Annotated in this window: 15 protein-coding genes; 5 read left to right on the forward strand and 10 right to left on the reverse strand. The window is 59.9% G+C overall.

Annotation, left to right across the window (positions count from 1 at the left end; all coding sequences use genetic code 11):
• Positions 1 to 40 precede the first annotated feature (40 nt).
• Positions 41 to 688 (reverse strand): BON domain-containing protein, encoded by a 648-nt coding sequence (locus J9870_RS12605; protein ID WP_210644477.1) that lies wholly within the window; start codon positions 686 to 688, stop codon positions 41 to 43.
• A 241-nt stretch (positions 689 to 929) separates the two neighbouring features.
• Between J9870_RS12605 and J9870_RS12610 the strand changes: the two genes are divergently transcribed.
• A complete protein-coding gene (locus tag J9870_RS12610) occupies positions 930 to 1,184 on the forward strand; it encodes an Lpp/OprI family alanine-zipper lipoprotein (RefSeq protein ID WP_210645232.1) in 255 nt (84 codons plus the stop codon).
• Positions 1,185 to 1,326: 142 nt separating this feature from the next.
• A complete protein-coding gene (locus J9870_RS12615; protein ID WP_210645233.1) occupies positions 1,327 to 2,097 on the forward strand; it encodes an EAL domain-containing protein in 771 nt (256 codons plus the stop codon).
• A 92-nt stretch (positions 2,098 to 2,189) separates the two neighbouring features.
• Here the strand turns inward: J9870_RS12615 and J9870_RS12620 are convergent, their stop codons facing one another.
• Together J9870_RS12620 and J9870_RS12625 are read right to left on the reverse strand one after the other, a co-directional pair.
• Positions 2,190 to 2,588 carry a VOC family protein gene (locus J9870_RS12620; RefSeq protein ID WP_210644479.1) on the reverse strand — a complete coding sequence of 133 codons (399 nt, stop codon included), beginning with the start codon at positions 2,586 to 2,588 and terminating at the stop codon, positions 2,190 to 2,192.
• 79 nt (positions 2,589 to 2,667) lie between these two features.
• Positions 2,668 to 3,651, reverse strand: a complete 984-nt coding sequence (locus J9870_RS12625) for an EamA/RhaT family transporter (protein ID WP_210644481.1) — start codon at positions 3,649 to 3,651, stop codon at positions 2,668 to 2,670.
• A 93-nt stretch (positions 3,652 to 3,744) separates the two neighbouring features.
• On the opposite strand from J9870_RS12625, the gene J9870_RS12630 reads away from it, so the two are divergent.
• Positions 3,745 to 4,686 (forward strand): LysR substrate-binding domain-containing protein, encoded by a 942-nt coding sequence (locus J9870_RS12630; RefSeq protein WP_210644483.1) that lies wholly within the window; start codon positions 3,745 to 3,747, stop codon positions 4,684 to 4,686.
• On the opposite strand, the gene gstA is transcribed toward J9870_RS12630, so the two are convergent.
• Complete coding sequence (gene gstA / locus J9870_RS12635; protein WP_210644485.1) at positions 4,675 to 5,286, reverse strand: glutathione transferase GstA; 612 nt, start codon at positions 5,284 to 5,286, stop codon at positions 4,675 to 4,677. The two genes, J9870_RS12630 and gstA, sit on opposite strands and share 12 nt — an antisense overlap.
• 118 nt (positions 5,287 to 5,404) lie before the next feature.
• Between gstA and J9870_RS12640 the strand changes: the two genes are divergently transcribed.
• On the forward strand, positions 5,405 to 6,331 hold the full coding sequence (locus J9870_RS12640; RefSeq protein WP_210645235.1) for a transcriptional regulator GcvA: 927 nt from the start codon (positions 5,405 to 5,407) through the stop codon (positions 6,329 to 6,331).
• Between the two features lie 51 nt (positions 6,332 to 6,382).
• Here J9870_RS12640 and J9870_RS12645 read toward each other — a convergent pair whose 3' ends face one another.
• Together J9870_RS12645 and J9870_RS12650 are read right to left on the reverse strand one after the other, a co-directional pair.
• Positions 6,383 to 7,726, reverse strand: a complete 1,344-nt coding sequence (locus J9870_RS12645; protein ID WP_210644488.1) for an OprD family porin — start codon at positions 7,724 to 7,726, stop codon at positions 6,383 to 6,385.
• Positions 7,727 to 7,763: 37 nt separating this feature from the next.
• A complete protein-coding gene (locus J9870_RS12650; protein ID WP_210644490.1) occupies positions 7,764 to 8,186 on the reverse strand; it encodes an AraC family transcriptional regulator in 423 nt (140 codons plus the stop codon).
• A 253-nt stretch (positions 8,187 to 8,439) separates the two neighbouring features.
• Between J9870_RS12650 and J9870_RS12655 the strand changes: the two genes are divergently transcribed.
• The gene (locus J9870_RS12655) at positions 8,440 to 9,429 is read left to right on the forward strand and encodes an MBL fold metallo-hydrolase (protein WP_210644492.1); all 990 of its coding nucleotides are present in this window, start codon (positions 8,440 to 8,442) and stop codon (positions 9,427 to 9,429) included.
• Between the two features lie 81 nt (positions 9,430 to 9,510).
• Here J9870_RS12655 and J9870_RS12660 read toward each other — a convergent pair whose 3' ends face one another.
• From J9870_RS12660 to J9870_RS12675, 4 genes are all read right to left on the reverse strand, one after another.
• Complete coding sequence (locus J9870_RS12660) at positions 9,511 to 10,482, reverse strand: FAD:protein FMN transferase (protein WP_246883113.1); 972 nt, start codon at positions 10,480 to 10,482, stop codon at positions 9,511 to 9,513.
• Positions 10,466 to 12,646, reverse strand: coding sequence for a PepSY domain-containing protein (locus J9870_RS12665; RefSeq protein WP_210644494.1), 2,181 nt, complete (start codon positions 12,644 to 12,646; stop codon positions 10,466 to 10,468). The genes J9870_RS12660 and J9870_RS12665 overlap by 17 nt, the downstream gene beginning before the upstream one ends.
• A gap of 24 nt (positions 12,647 to 12,670) precedes the next feature.
• The gene (locus J9870_RS12670) at positions 12,671 to 13,141 is read right to left on the reverse strand and encodes a DUF2271 domain-containing protein (RefSeq protein WP_210644496.1); all 471 of its coding nucleotides are present in this window, start codon (positions 13,139 to 13,141) and stop codon (positions 12,671 to 12,673) included.
• 85 nt (positions 13,142 to 13,226) lie between these two features.
• Positions 13,227 to 13,550, reverse strand: coding sequence for a PepSY domain-containing protein (locus J9870_RS12675; RefSeq protein WP_210644497.1), 324 nt, complete (start codon positions 13,548 to 13,550; stop codon positions 13,227 to 13,229).
• Positions 13,551 to 13,671: the final 121 nt, after the last annotated feature.

Genomic DNA, 13,671 nt, shown 5'->3' on the forward strand with positions numbered 1-13,671 from the left:
ATGAATGACCGGGGAGGTTGCAGGCTCCCCGTGCCGCAACTCAGACCAGCAGCAAATGATCGTCCACTTCCCTGACACCGGGTACCGACCAAGCCGCTCGTTCCGCTATCCGCCGCTGGCGCCATAGGTGAACCTTGCCTTCAAGCCTCACCACGTCACCGTCGACTTTGACGTGAATACCCTGGGCATCCACCTCGACGCTGCGCTTAAGGGCTTCTTCGATACGGCGCTGGATATTGCCGGCGTCCACTCGAGGTCGCAGGGTAAGTCGGTTATTTACCCCGACCACGCCAGATAACTTGAACACGGCCCGCTCCACGGTTTCCTTCTGGTACTGCCAATCGACTTCACCCTCCAGGTTGACCCAACCGTTCTGCACGATGACTTTTATGTCGCCTTCGGGCACGTCCGAGCTCCAGTTGATGATCTTCAAGGCGCGAGCGGCAATGGTGTCGTCCGCCGTGCCAGCGCCTTTATCCAGCCGAACCTTGATTTCTTCAGCCACGGCGCGCACGCCTTTGATGCTTTTGACTGCGCGTTCGGCGTTGATCTTCTGGGCGTAAGTGCTGACATGACCGGAGAGGGTGACCACGCCGTTGTCCACGGCCACCCCGATATTTGCAGCGTTGATGTCAGGTTGGAACTCGAGTTCTTCCAGAATGGTCTTGCGCAGCGTCAAGTCGTCCATCACGGCGTCCTCCAGGTAATCAGGAAAAGGCGGGGCGCACGCGCCCGGTTTGCTTTTTCTACGCCTGAGGGCTGCAAAGACATTGAGCTAAGTCAACAAGGTTCGAGTGAGCCGCGGTGTGGGTCGTCGGACGAACCATGCAATTGACAAATATCAGCGTGGGCGGGGGGTGTTGTCAGATACTCGGGCCCGTTGTTGGACGTTTTTCCTGTTGCGTTTAACCGAGGAAATAGCGATGACCATGAATAGATATTTGCCGGTCGTATCGATGAGTATTTTCCTGGCGACCACTGCCGGGTGCAGTCATAGGAATACCGAGGAAATGGATGCCCGATTGGAGTCGGCGCAAAATACCGCCGCTGCGGCAGGGCTCAGGGCGGATGAGGCCTACAGGAAGGCTGAACAGGCTGAGATCATTGCCGAGCAGACCCAACGTACCGCCGAAGAGGCCAGCATACGCGCCACTCGGATGTCCGATAGGACCATGCGCAAGTAATCAGTGGATGTACGCGGAGCGGGGCGCGGCGATCTTCGGTTTCCTGGCACTTCAGAAACCCGGGTCAATGCCGATCCAATGGGAATGGCTACACTTCTGTGCAACTGCAAAGTCGCGCCATTCCCGCCACGGAAGACTGATCATGATGAAAGGCTCTGCGTTCCAATCGCTCGGTTGCGCCGAGTGCCGTAACCATGAGGCACTGGGGTTTGATTTCACCATGGCCTTTCAGCCGATCTTCAACGTCCGGACACGTACGGCGTTTGCCTATGAGGCGTTGGTCAGGGGTATCAATGGCGAGTCGGCAGGCTACATTCTGGGGCTGGTGAACGACGATAACCGTTACCGGTTCGATCAGGCATGCCGCGTGAAGGCCATCGAAGAAGCGGCAAGATTGGGCATTCTGGACATCCCCAATTGCTTGCTGAGCATTAACTTTCTGCCCAACGCCGTGTACCGGCCCGAGACCTGTATCCGGGCCACCCTGGAAGCCGCGCGCCTGACAAATTTCCCGCCGGACAGGATCATGTTCGAAGTCACCGAAGGCGAAAGGGTGGACGACCCGGATCATCTCAAAGCCATTTTCGTAGAGTACGAGCGTCAAGGCTTCACCACCGCCATTGACGATTTCGGTTCTGGCTATTCGGGCCTTAACCTGCTGGCCATGTTCCAGCCCCAGGTGCTGAAGATTGATATGGCCCTGACTCGCACTATCGATCAAGACCCCGTCAAACAGGCGATCGTTGAAGGCATCATCCTGGTCGCCAGGCGCCTGGGGATTCTGGTCATCGCCGAAGGTGTCGAGACCCATGCAGAAAGCTCGATGCTATCAGGCATGGGCGTTGAACTGATGCAGGGGTATTTGTATGCGCGGCCTGAGGTCGGACGGCTTTCGGCTGGCAGCTTCGATTAGTCATTTGTTTGCGCGGTCGGACGGCTTTCGCGCGGGATTAAAGCGGCGATCCGCCCTGGTGGCGCGCCGACAGATCGCTCTATGACAACAGATCAATCCGCTACCGGATCATGGCAGCAGACACACAGCTTGTTGCCGTCGAGGTCCCGAAAGTAGGCGCCGTAATAGTCGGGGTGGTAGTGAGGTCTCAAGCCCGGCGCTCCCTCACACGTTCCGCCCAGTGCCAGGGCTGTTGCATGGCTGCTCCTGACGATCTCTCTGCTCGGGGCGAGTAGCGCCACCATCTGACCGTTACCGGGCGCGTTTGCCTTACCGTCGAAGGGCTTTCCAATCACGAAAATCGGCCGGGGAGAAGTTTCTGAAACCCAGCCAGCCCAGCCTTTGGCGGCGTCGCAAAATTTCAATTTGAGACCCAGTCCGGTCATTATCTCTGCGTAGAAATCCAAGGCACGGTCAAAATCAGCGATACCTAAACAGACATGAGAGATCATGATGATTCACCATTTTGCCTATGAGAGCGAAGGAGTTTGGCGCGAAACGATTGACGGTGAAAGGGCTTGCTTCAGCGTTTCAGTCAAGGCATGGCCCGACGGCCGAGGCTTTTCTATCGGGGGCAGTGGCGGTCAGGATGATACGAACAGCCATTACTACCCCCACAAGCACGCCAGCAAGACCCAACGCTTCTAAAAGTGTTGGCAACCGCTGATGAAACACCAAGCCCAGTAGCGTGGCGAATAGTGATTCCAGGGATATCAACTGCCCGGAAAGCACCATGGGGAGGCGCCGGGAGGCCGCGTTCCACGCCCAGGCCCCGACAACTGACGACATGAACGCGATAACGAAACCCCAGGCAAACAAGTGTCCCGCCAGGGAGCCCCTGAAACCCAGGCTCGGGAGCTTGAGAAGATCAAGCGCCTGCACCACCGGTAACAAGCACAAGGTGCCGATTCCCCCGCCGACCAACATGAGCCCGGTCCAGGCACCTGATGCATTGGCCGGGAGGTTGACCTGGGCGCTCTGGTTCAACCAACTGAATACCAGCCACAAAAACACGGCAGCGATCGAGAAAAGCAAGCCCAGCAGCCACGAACCGTCGTCGGTCGAAAAGTGATTGATGCTGCCGATGTTCGACAGCAATAGCCCGCCCGTTAAAAAAGCCAGTGGTATCGCCAGTCTTCGCCATTGCACGGTTTTGTGGGTGGCGTTGCCGAGCAATGCCAGCAAGACCGGCACCATGCCAATAAACGCCGGGGTCAGCACCGGCCCGCCAAAAATGACGCCTGCGGCAATGCAAGTGCTGTAACCGAGGTACCCGATGACTCCGAGGCTTGCACCACGAAACAGTTGGTTGCGACGCAGACGCTTAAGTTGGGTTCGATAAAGGACCACGACACCCACGCCCAGCGCGCCGGCGATCAGGAACCGTATGATCATCAAATCGTAGATCGTGTAGACACCGGTGACGTAAGGCGCAATGAAATTCAAGGCCCAGCTCAGTGTCGCGACGACGGCAAGGGTCACGCCGGCGAGGGTGTTCGAGTCAGTAGTGGGCATTCACGCATATCCATAAGGCAGTCAGCTCATGTTGCACAGCGTCGCAGCTATGCTACAAACGAGTTCTCGGCCCTGGATGCATTACCCCTGATTATGAATAGCCTTGGAAAGTCATTGCCGCCGCTTGCCAGCTTGTTGCCCTTCGAAGCGGCTGCGCGCTTGGAAAGTTTCTCCAAAGCCGCCGAGGAGCTGCACATCACCCAAGCGGCGATCAGTCGGCAGATTCGCGGGCTTGAAGAGGACTTGGGGCTGAAGCTCTTCTGCCGTCGCAACCGCGCCGTCTTCCTGACCCGGGAAGGACGTGAGCTGGGACGTGTGGTGAGCAACGCGTTGCAAAGCATCAGCGCCAGCGCCGTCAGCCTTCGCCAATCGCCAGGTATGAATCGCGTCGTTTTACTGTGCCAATTATGCGAAGCGTTCTACTGGCTGATGCCGCGCCTCTCGACGTTCCATCAGCGATACCCGCAAATCGAGATCCAGGTGGCCACCTCCACCGGGCCGCTGACTGAGTTCAATGAGCATTTTGATGTGGCCCTGCAAAGCACGGGGCGTCCCAGCGGCGTTCATCGCTTGATGTTCACCGCCGCGGACGAGGTGTTCCCCGTATGCAGCCCTCATTACCTGCGTATCCACAAAACCTTGCCAATCAGTGAGTTACAGTCCCACAGCCTTTTGCACTATCACGCCACGCCGCCGCATTGGATGCAGTGGGATGGCTGGCTCCAAGCGTTTGGACAATCGCTGGACGACGCCTCCAAGGGCTCGGTGTTCGATAGCTACCCCTTGATGCTCCAGGCGGCGGTCGAGGGGCATGGTATCGCGCTCGGGTGGCGGCGCACCGCCCAAGGGCTGCTTGAGAGCGGTGCGTTGGTCAGGCCTTGCGCAGAAAGCGTCCCTTTGCCTGATGCGATATCGGTATTCAGCCGGCCGGGCGGGGAAGGTCGGGTTGAGGTGAGAGCGCTGCTCGACTGGTTGGAAGGTGAATTGGGAATTGATGGGCAGGTCGGCTTCGGTCAGTCGCGGTTAAACCGCTGAAGTTGCCGTTTCGGCGGCAATGGCAGCCCGGACGCTGGGACGTGCTTCGATTCGCGCCATGAACGATGCAAGCACCGGCCAGTCTTCAATTTGGATATCGAAGAACGGCAACCATTTGAGCACGCTGAACAAGTAAGCATCGGCCAGGCCAAAAGTGCCCATCAGGTAGTCCCGTTCTTCAAGCGCCAGGCTCAGGTAGTCAAGGCGCTTGAACAGTTTTTGTTTGAACAGGGTCTTGGTCGGCTCTGGAATATCGGGGTTGAACAGTGGCGCACAGCCGCTGTGAATCTCCGACGAGATGAAGTTCAGCCACTCCTGGAGGCGTACCCGTTCCCAGGTGCCATTGGCCGGTGCCAGGGCGTTGCCCGGGACAAGATCGGCCAGGTACTGAACGATGGCAGGCCCCTCGGTCAGCACGCCGCCGTTATCCAATAGCAAGGCTGCGACGTAGCCTTTGGGATTGATGTCCAGGAAGTTCTGCCCGTCAGCGGTCTGCTTGGTCTGGTTGTTGACCCGGACCAATTCAAAGGCGACGCCCAGTTCTCGCAGCACGATGTGCGGGGACAATGAACAAGTCATGGGGGCAAAGTACAATTTCACGGTATTTCCTCACGCACGATAGTTTCGACTCCTCCAGAGTCGGTGAGAGCGGGTTCATTTTGCAAAGGACTTATTGGGTGCTAGCGTATGACAAAATGTCATGAGTGCTGCAAATAATATGGCCGCCAGAACCCCCTCTCTTAACGGCTTGAAAGCTTTCGAGTGTGCTGCCAGGCACATGAGTTTCACCAAGGCGGCAGACGAACTGAGCGTCACCCAAACAGCCGTAAGTCATCAAATCCGGCGACTCGAAGATGAGCTCGGCGTCCGATTGTTCCTGCGACTCAAGGACGGCCTGGCCCTGACCAATGAAGGCCAGGCTTACTTGCCAGGAATAAGTTCAGCATTTCATGAGATTCGCTGTGCCACGGAGCGACTGCTGGACAGTGGGAATAACAGCGTGCTGACGATTAGTACCCTGGTGTCCTTGGCCTCCAAATGGCTGTTGCCGCGATTGGCGTCTTTCCAGGAGGCATTTCCCGATATCGACGTGCGCGTGACGGCCTCCACCGAGCTGGTGGACTTTCGCAAGGGTGGAATTGACGCGGCGATTCGCTACGGCTTCGGTGACTGGAAAGGCTTGCGTGCTGACTGGTTGATGGCCGATGAGATTTTTCCAGTGTGCAGTCCCACGTTGCTGGAGGGCCGCAATGCGTTGAGCAGCCCCGCTGATTTAGCCAATCAGACATTGCTGCAAGTCAGCGGGATGACCTGTAATGACTGGAACCTATGGCTGAGTGCGGCAGGGCAACCGACCAAATTTGCCGAAGACGCTCGGCTGACATTCGACCTCGCCATGATGGCCGTGCAGGCGGCCATCGACGGTTTGGGTGTCTGCATTGGGCGCTCGAGCTACGTCGATGACGACCTGAAAGCGGGACGGTTGGTGGCACCGTTCAATCTGAGGTTGAAGTCGGATCTGGGCTTCTACCTCGTGACACCGCTTGAATCGGCCAACTCGGAAAAAGTGCAGGCGTTTAGAACCTGGTTGATGGATCTGGTGAACCGCTCGGATACGCCGAAAATCAGTGAAGTACTGAGTTGACTCGAGCGTGCGTACATAACGGATAGCCTATTTCGTATCCGCTATGGCGGGTTAGAACGGCCCCAGCTTGAGCGGGTACTGGATGACGATATACAGCCGGTCGATGTCATCGCCGCCCTGGCTGCTGTTGGCGCGATGGCTGACGTGGGACAGTTGCAAGGACAGGTCCTTGGCCGGGCCTGACTGCACGATGTAGTGCAGGTCCAGGTCGCGCTCCCAATGGCGTCCGCCGTCCCCTTGCTGTGGACGGTAGTTGCCGGTGTCGCTATCGAACGGGTTGTAGGCACCGCCTTGTGGGGCATGGCTGCCGTCGATCCCGCGTCCTGTCACATAGCGGGCCATGAAGCTCAGGCCGGGGATGCCCAAGGTGCCCAGGTCGAGGTCGTAGCGCGCTTGCCATGAGCGCTCGCCCGGGCCGTTGAAGTCGGCATATTTGATCGAGTTGGCCAGGTAGATGGAGTCGCCGCCGACGAAATCGAAGGGCGTGTCGCCGTTGATTTTCTGATAGGCCAGGGTGAACGCCTGGGCATTGAGCCGGTATTTGCCACTCAGGCTATAGGCGGTGGTGTCGATGGCCCCGGCGACGGCCTTGCCATCGTCGCGGGTGTGGTAGAGGTTGCCGTCGAGGAACAGCTCGCCAAGCGTGGTGTGCAGGTTGGCGTAGTACTGGCGCCAGGTATCGCTCAGTTCGGAGGCGTAGAGCGCGCCACCGAGGGCTTGGCCGCTCAGCAGGTCGGCGCCGATGAAGTCGATGGCGCCGTGGCGCGTGGTCGCCCCGTAACCGGAAAAATCGCCCTCACTGGTCGAGGCGTCCTGATTCTTGAACGCGCTGAAGTGTCCCGCTTGCAGGTCGACCCCTTCGAACTCATGGCTGGAGAGCAGCAGGCCGCTGGCGTATTCCGGCTGCAGGCGCTTGTCTGCGGTGTCGAATACCGGGCTCTGCACGGTCATTTCGCCGATGGCCAGGGTGGTCCGTGAAGCGTTGAGTTTCAGCGCGCCACCCGCGCTGGAGTACTGGTCTTCGCTTCGCCCATTCTCATCCAAGGGCAATAATCCCGTCCCGGAGTGCCCCTTGCCGCCGTCCAGTTTCAACCCCAGGAAAGCGTGGGCATCGACGCCTACGCCGATTGTGCCAGGGGTGAAACCGGACTCGAACGAAGCGATGAAGCCTTGGGCCCATTCCTGTTTGTAGCTTTTGCCTGCCGGGGCCTGGGTGCGATAGTCATTGTTGAGGTAGAAGTTGCGGCTGAGGATTTCAAGCGTTGCCCCGTCGAGAAAGCCAGGTGCGCTTTGTGCCGGTTCCGCTGCCATTGCCGGCCCGGCGCTGCCTGTGAGCAGTGCAAGCAGCCAGAGCGGCCTCAGGGTGGCAGTTGAGTGTTGTGGTGCAGGCGACATGCTTCGTTTCCGTATGAAAAGGGGCGGGCGAGGGGGGTTACGCGCAGCCGGGTGCGTATGGTTGAGCACGCAATTCCCGACACCGCCAGGCAAATGGATTGATGCCTTCGCTGTGGGTGAAGATGTGGCAGAAGTGCGCCTGGTCGCAGAACCCGCATTCCAGGCTGATTTGCGTCAGCGTCAAGTCGGTTTCCCGGATCAGTTGTTTGGCCCGGGCGATGCGCTGGCCACGGATCCAGGCCTGAGGGGACAGGCCGGTGCTGCACTTGAAGGCTCGGGAGAAATGACTGCGGGACAGGGCGCAGGCCTTGGCCAGTTCGGCAATTTCCAGGGTGTCGCTCAGACCGTCCAGAATCATTTTCTTGACCAGGTTTTCGCGCCAGGGAGACAGGCCTCCGGTGCTGGTTTTGCGCGTTGGCTTGATGGGTGCCCTGACGGTGGTGTGCGATGGATGAGCCATGACAAAAATTCCGTGTCAGTGGGAAATATCCGGCACACCGCACGGTGGCTGGCAGCTTCCCGCTTGAGAAAACAGGTCTGAGCAGAGGGCTTCATTCTTGGATGCGGGGCGCAAACGTGCGAGTTAAACGTTGTTAATTGCGTTTAGGTACTCAGCACATGGCTGCAATTTTTGCGCGGTGAGGCGAGTGCATGATGACCTTCTCCGGCTGGTGGGTGAGTGGCCGTTCTTCTGACTCGGTGAAGGTGAAGGTATGAAGTATTCTCTGGTCTGCGCACTGCGCGGAGCGGGCCTGGCATTGGCGCTGACCTCGCTGGGCGCCCTGGCCCAGGCGCCGCTCCAGGCTACTCAAGTACTCGGTTACTACCGCTTGGCGGTGGGCGACTACGAAGTGACGGCGCTGTTCGACGGCTACAACGATCTGTCGCCCAAGCTGCTCGAAGGCTTGAGCCAAAGCCAGATCCGCGCCTTGCTCGCCCGCCGTTCGATTGAAACGCCGGGGGTACAGACCGCGTTCAATGCTTTTCTGGTCAATACCGGCAGGCAACTGATCCTGGTGGACACCGGTGCCGGCCAGTGCATCGGCGCCACGGCGGGTATGCTCTTGGCGAACATGCAGGCCGCCGGTTATCGCCCGGAGCAAGTCGATGCCATCCTGCTCACCCATTTGCACCTGGATCACGTATGCGGGCTGGTCGACGACAAGCAGCAACCGCTGTTCGCCAACGCCACGGTCTACGCGGCGAAGGCAGAAGCCGATTACTGGCTCGATCCCCAGGCGTTGGCGAAGGCCCCCATCGGTGCCCGGGAGTTCTTCAAGATCGCTCAGGCGTCCACCGCCCCCTACGTAGCGGCCGGTCGTTTCAAGACCTTTGCCAGCGGCCAGTCGCCGGTGCCTGGGGTCGATGCCGAACTGGAGCCTGGGCATACGCCGGGCAGCACTACGTACCGTTTTACCTCGCAAGGCCAGAGCATCCTGTTCATGGGCGACCTGGTGCATAACTTGGCGGTGCAGTTCGAGCATCCCGAAGTATCGATTCGTTTCGATGTCGACAATCGACGGGCGATCAAGAGCCGGGCCAAGGTGTTCAATGAAGCGGCCACCACCAAGACCTGGGTGACGGCGGCGCATCTGCCGTTTCCAGGGATAGGGCATATCAGCGCGGTGGGCGGGCACTTTCAGTGGGTACCGGTCGAGTACGGACCTTATCAGCGGGCCGCCAAGGTGCCGATGATCGAATGAAGTCCGATTGCTTGCGCCGATAAAACAGGCCGTGCTCCGCTGTCGGAGCAACTGCCCATCCTCAACACCCGAGACTCGGCGTCAGCGCGTTTGGACCTGAGCCTGCAGCTGTCCACCGACAATGGATATTTCCTTGAGCTGTGAACCGTCGCGCACGACGAACAATGCGTCCATACCGCGCTCTTGTGCCAAGCGCGGGCCGTGGGTTTCGCCCAGGACCATCAGCGCTGTGGCCCAGGCGTCGGCAAGCATGCATGAGTTCGACACCACCGTGACGGCCGCGAGGGCGTTGCACAGGGGGGCTCCTGTGGTCGGGTTCATCGTGTGGGCGAAGGACTGCCCCCTGATGTCGACCCAGTGTCGGTAATCCCCGGAGGTGGCGATGGCGGCGTCGCTGAGTTCCATCACCCCCATGACTTCACGCACGCCTCGACAGGGCTTTTCCATAGCCACGACCCAAGGCTGCTCGTCAGGTTTGCTGCCGCGGGCGCGCATTTCTCCGTCAATGCCTACCAGGTAGCGCGTGATACCAAACCCATCCAGGCAGCGGGCCAGCTCATCGACCCCAAAGCCTTTGGCAATGCCGTTCAAATTGAGGTTCAGCGGTGCCTGTTTGCGTACTTGGTTGCGTTGGGAATCAACGATCAGTGCTGCATTGGTCGAGCGTCGAGTGGGTGCGGGCAACCCATTGTGCGCCAGTTCGGTGATCGATCGTTCGTCGGGGCCGAAGCCCCAGGCGGCGACCAGGTCGCCGACGGCGATGTCGAAGGCGCCGCCCGACTGCCGGCTGACGCGCAACGCCGCAGACAGGACCGTGGCCAATTCCTCGGGTACTGCTATCCACTTCTGCAAAGGTGCGGCGTTGAGGCAATTAAGATCGGAGTCGGGTTTCCAGGTCGACATTTGCTGGTCCACCCGGGCCACGGCGCGCGCCAGGCTGTGGCTGATCGGGCGGATGTCGAGTTCGGTTTCGGCATAGAACAGTGCGGTGTAGCGGCTGCCCATGGTCTCGCCGTTCAGGCTGTAGCGCTGCAATTCAGTAGACGTCTTCACGATAGCGTCCTTGTGCCTTGAGGGCCCGCACGTTCAGGTTGAGCGGTGCCAGTACTTCATCCAGGGCCTGCATCACCCCCTTGGCCATCTCGCGACCGCCGCATACCAATACCTGGGCGCCTTTCTCAATCAGCCGGCGCAAGATCAGGGCGTCGCTGATGAGCCGGTCTTGCACGTAAGAGCGGTCCCTGACCTGGGAAAAGGCCGCGTGCAACGCAGTGAGACGGTGGTCCGCCAAATAGTTGTTCAGCTCGGACTCGTAAAGGAAATCCGAGGTCGGATTGCGCCCGCCCCAATACAAGTGCATGGGGTGGTGGGCCTTGTTATTGCGGATGAAACCGGTCAAGGGACCGATGCCGGTACCGGCGCCGATCAGGATCACCGGATGAGCGCCCGACGCGGGGCGAAATTGTGGGTTCGGCTGGATAAAGGCTTGGATCGGCGCGCCGATGTGCAAGCCGTGAAGATATTCCGAGCACACGCCGCCTTTGTGTTTGCGGACACAGATCTCCAACACGCCGTCCTGTGAATCGCAGGCCAGGGAATAGAAACGTGGGACAGGGCTGCCCGGCGGCACAATGCCCACCAGATCTCCGGCTTCAAAGTCCGGCAACTTTCCCGTCGCCTTGAACCGCAGTACGTGTGTGGGTGCATCCACCTGCTCGCCATAGGCAATGCGTTCGGCCAGCACCAGTTGATGGGTTTGTGGCTGCTGCGGGGTGTGGACCAGCGTCAGGTCGTGCCCCAGCACTTCACCCAAGGCGTGGCCCCAACGAGCAAACTCCTGGGAGGATTGGCGATTGATGGTTTCCAAGCCCATCAACGGCGCGCCACCGGCCTGCACCAGGGCTGCCTGCACCTGATGGGCAAACTGACAGAACTGCGTAAACTGTCGGTCACCAAAGCCCAGCACGGCAAACGGCTGGCCAGGTTTGAGCCCGGCTTCGGCCAGCCGTGCCAGGAATTGCGAAGCCGAGGCCGGAGCATTGCCGTCACCGTGGGTCGCAGTGAGGATGAACACCCGTTGAGCGTTGGTGTAGTGGTTGGCGTATTGATTCATCACCGCGCTATGCACGCGGTGACCGGCCTGGTGCAAGGCATCATGCAAGGCGTTGGCAAAGCCCCAGGTAGTGTTGGTCTCAGTGCCCACCAATATCACGCTGTCGGCGGCTTGCGCAGTGCTGTTATGGCGGATGTTCGGCCCGGCCTGCCGGCGGCGCCACCACATCAGGATGCCGGTGATGCTCATCAAGGGCACGCAGAGGGCACAGAGGCCCAGCAACAGGCCCAGCCACCAGAGCCCTTCACCGGTGTGCAACTGATAGATCAATTCGTAGACGTTGTGCATCGAGTCATGGGCTTGATAGGACAGCAGGGTGCCGCTGACCGGGTCCACGTAGCCGTCGCCCTGGGCCGTGCGCAGGGAAAACACGTCTTGCGGATTATTCGGGCTGGGATAGACGAGCTCGTGCAGGTCATTGAGGTCGGTGGCCTGCAACGCTTGCAGGTTCGCCACCGGCAAGGCCGGGCCTGCGCTGATGTGGTCGGGAAATGCGGGCTCGCCCTGACTGCCGTCGGCGATGAAGTCGAAGGTCGTGGCACACATGTAGAGCCCGCTCAGTGCCGATAACAGCAGGCCAAGTAACGCCAGGCGCCCAACCTGCGCGTGCCAGCGCTGGCTGAAATTGCCCTGCAATGGCCGCAGCAGGTTGCGCCAGCCGCCCACCCGCCGGACCAGCAACAGCGCTCCGGACACTGACAGCATCAGCATGAACAGCGCGCCGACGCCCGCCACCCCGTGGCCCGGTGTGCCAAGAAACAGCGAACGGTGCAAGTCTTTCATCCAGCGCGAGAAAGCGGAAGGTTCGTAGGGAGCCAGGCCTTGCCCGGTCAGTGGGTCGACCTTTTCGGCCCCGACCTGGCCGGCCTGATTGAAGTAGACGATGACGGTCCCGGACGCTGTGCGCTGGATCTGCTCCACGCCCGGAAAGTGGCTGGCAACGCGTCCGGCCAACTGTCCGACATTGACTTGCCCGGCCGTAGTGGTGGTGCCGTTCAGGCGCTCCAGGGCCGGATCGACAGACAATATCGCGCCGCTGATGGCCAAGAGCATGACCAACACGGCGGCGATCAAGCCGGGCAGGGAGTGGAGCTGGCGAAGCATGTTCGGCCTCCGAAAAGGTAGGTGCTACAAATCGTAAATAAAGGATTCGACGTAGGTATTGCCCGCCGCCGGCTTGCCCGCGCCTTCAGTCGTCAGGGGCACGACGACATCGGCCCGAGCATCGCGTTTGTCCTCCACGGCACTGTCGATACGGATTTGATACCCGGCGTCGATCAGGGTGTCTGCCAGCTCGACGCTGACTTTGAGCGTGTCTCCACTGCCGACACTGGCGCCGCTGACACCGTCGAACTCGCTCGGGCTCATCTTGCTGCCACGGGCCCAGTCGGCCAGGTGCTTGTAGTACTTGGCCTTCTTGCCAGCCACCCAGAGGGTTTTCTGATATTGGCCGCTGGCGTCCGTGAGGTAGATCGCCAGGTAGGCATCATTTCCGCTGTAGCGCTTGAGCGCGGTCGTCAGCGTCACCTCACGGGCCTGAGCCAGCCCCGGCAGGACGATGGCGCCAGCGAGGCAGGTTGCAGCGATAATCTTTTTCATGGGGTTGTCCTTTTGATCGTTAGGTCCAGAGCCTGTACCGGCTTGCTGACAGCAACCTGAAAGGCCGGGCAAGCGTGTCGAAATGTCACGGTGTGGTCGCACGGTCGAGGTAATCCCTGGCGTCGTCATCGTCGCGGAAGTAGATCTCGAGCTTGCGCAGATGCAGCGACGCCGGTGAGTAACGGGCTTCGATGACATTGCCTTTGCGGTCCAGGCCCTTGAGCTTGTAGCAACCGTCATCGACCTTGATGCGCTGCACGCTCCAGCCGTATCGCTGTTCTACCTGCTGGCGCAAGGTTTCCCGTGGTTGCCAGTCGCTGACCGGTTCGCTGCAGTCGTCATCGGCCAAGGCGTAGCCGTTGATCAGCACACTCACCAGCGCGGTGCTGGCGATAAAGCCTGGTTTCATGATCTGTCTCCTGCCGGGGTTTCTTCGTTGGCCTACCCTACGGCGCATTCCTGACAACCAGCTGAATCTTCAGATTCACGTCAGGTAAGGCGGATAAGGTGCTGCACGACCACCATCACAG

Source organism: Pseudomonas sp. Tri1 (assembly GCF_017968885.1).
Lineage (GTDB): Bacteria > Pseudomonadota > Gammaproteobacteria > Pseudomonadales > Pseudomonadaceae > Aquipseudomonas.

Coding starts and splice junctions, on each gene's coding strand:
- J9870_RS12625 (WP_210644481.1), bottom strand. CDS start 3,651: ATGCCCACTACTGACTCGAACACCCTCGCCGGCGTGACCCTTGCCGTC.
- J9870_RS12665 (WP_210644494.1), bottom strand. CDS start 12,646: ATGCTTCGCCAGCTCCACTCCCTGCCCGGCTTGATCGCCGCCGTGTTG.
- J9870_RS12630 (WP_210644483.1), top strand. CDS start 3,745: ATGAATAGCCTTGGAAAGTCATTGCCGCCGCTTGCCAGCTTGTTGCCC.
- J9870_RS12670 (WP_210644496.1), bottom strand. CDS start 13,141: ATGAAAAAGATTATCGCTGCAACCTGCCTCGCTGGCGCCATCGTCCTG.
- J9870_RS12645 (WP_210644488.1), bottom strand. CDS start 7,726: ATGTCGCCTGCACCACAACACTCAACTGCCACCCTGAGGCCGCTCTGG.
- J9870_RS12615 (WP_210645233.1), top strand. CDS start 1,327: ATGATGAAAGGCTCTGCGTTCCAATCGCTCGGTTGCGCCGAGTGCCGT.
- J9870_RS12610 (WP_210645232.1), top strand. CDS start 930: ATGAATAGATATTTGCCGGTCGTATCGATGAGTATTTTCCTGGCGACC.
- J9870_RS12650 (WP_210644490.1), bottom strand. CDS start 8,186: ATGGCTCATCCATCGCACACCACCGTCAGGGCACCCATCAAGCCAACG.
- J9870_RS12655 (WP_210644492.1), top strand. CDS start 8,440: ATGAAGTATTCTCTGGTCTGCGCACTGCGCGGAGCGGGCCTGGCATTG.
- J9870_RS12675 (WP_210644497.1), bottom strand. CDS start 13,550: ATGAAACCAGGCTTTATCGCCAGCACCGCGCTGGTGAGTGTGCTGATC.
- J9870_RS12620 (WP_210644479.1), bottom strand. CDS start 2,588: ATGATCTCTCATGTCTGTTTAGGTATCGCTGATTTTGACCGTGCCTTG.
- J9870_RS12605 (WP_210644477.1), bottom strand. CDS start 688: ATGGACGACTTGACGCTGCGCAAGACCATTCTGGAAGAACTCGAGTTC.
- J9870_RS12640 (WP_210645235.1), top strand. CDS start 5,405: ATGGCCGCCAGAACCCCCTCTCTTAACGGCTTGAAAGCTTTCGAGTGT.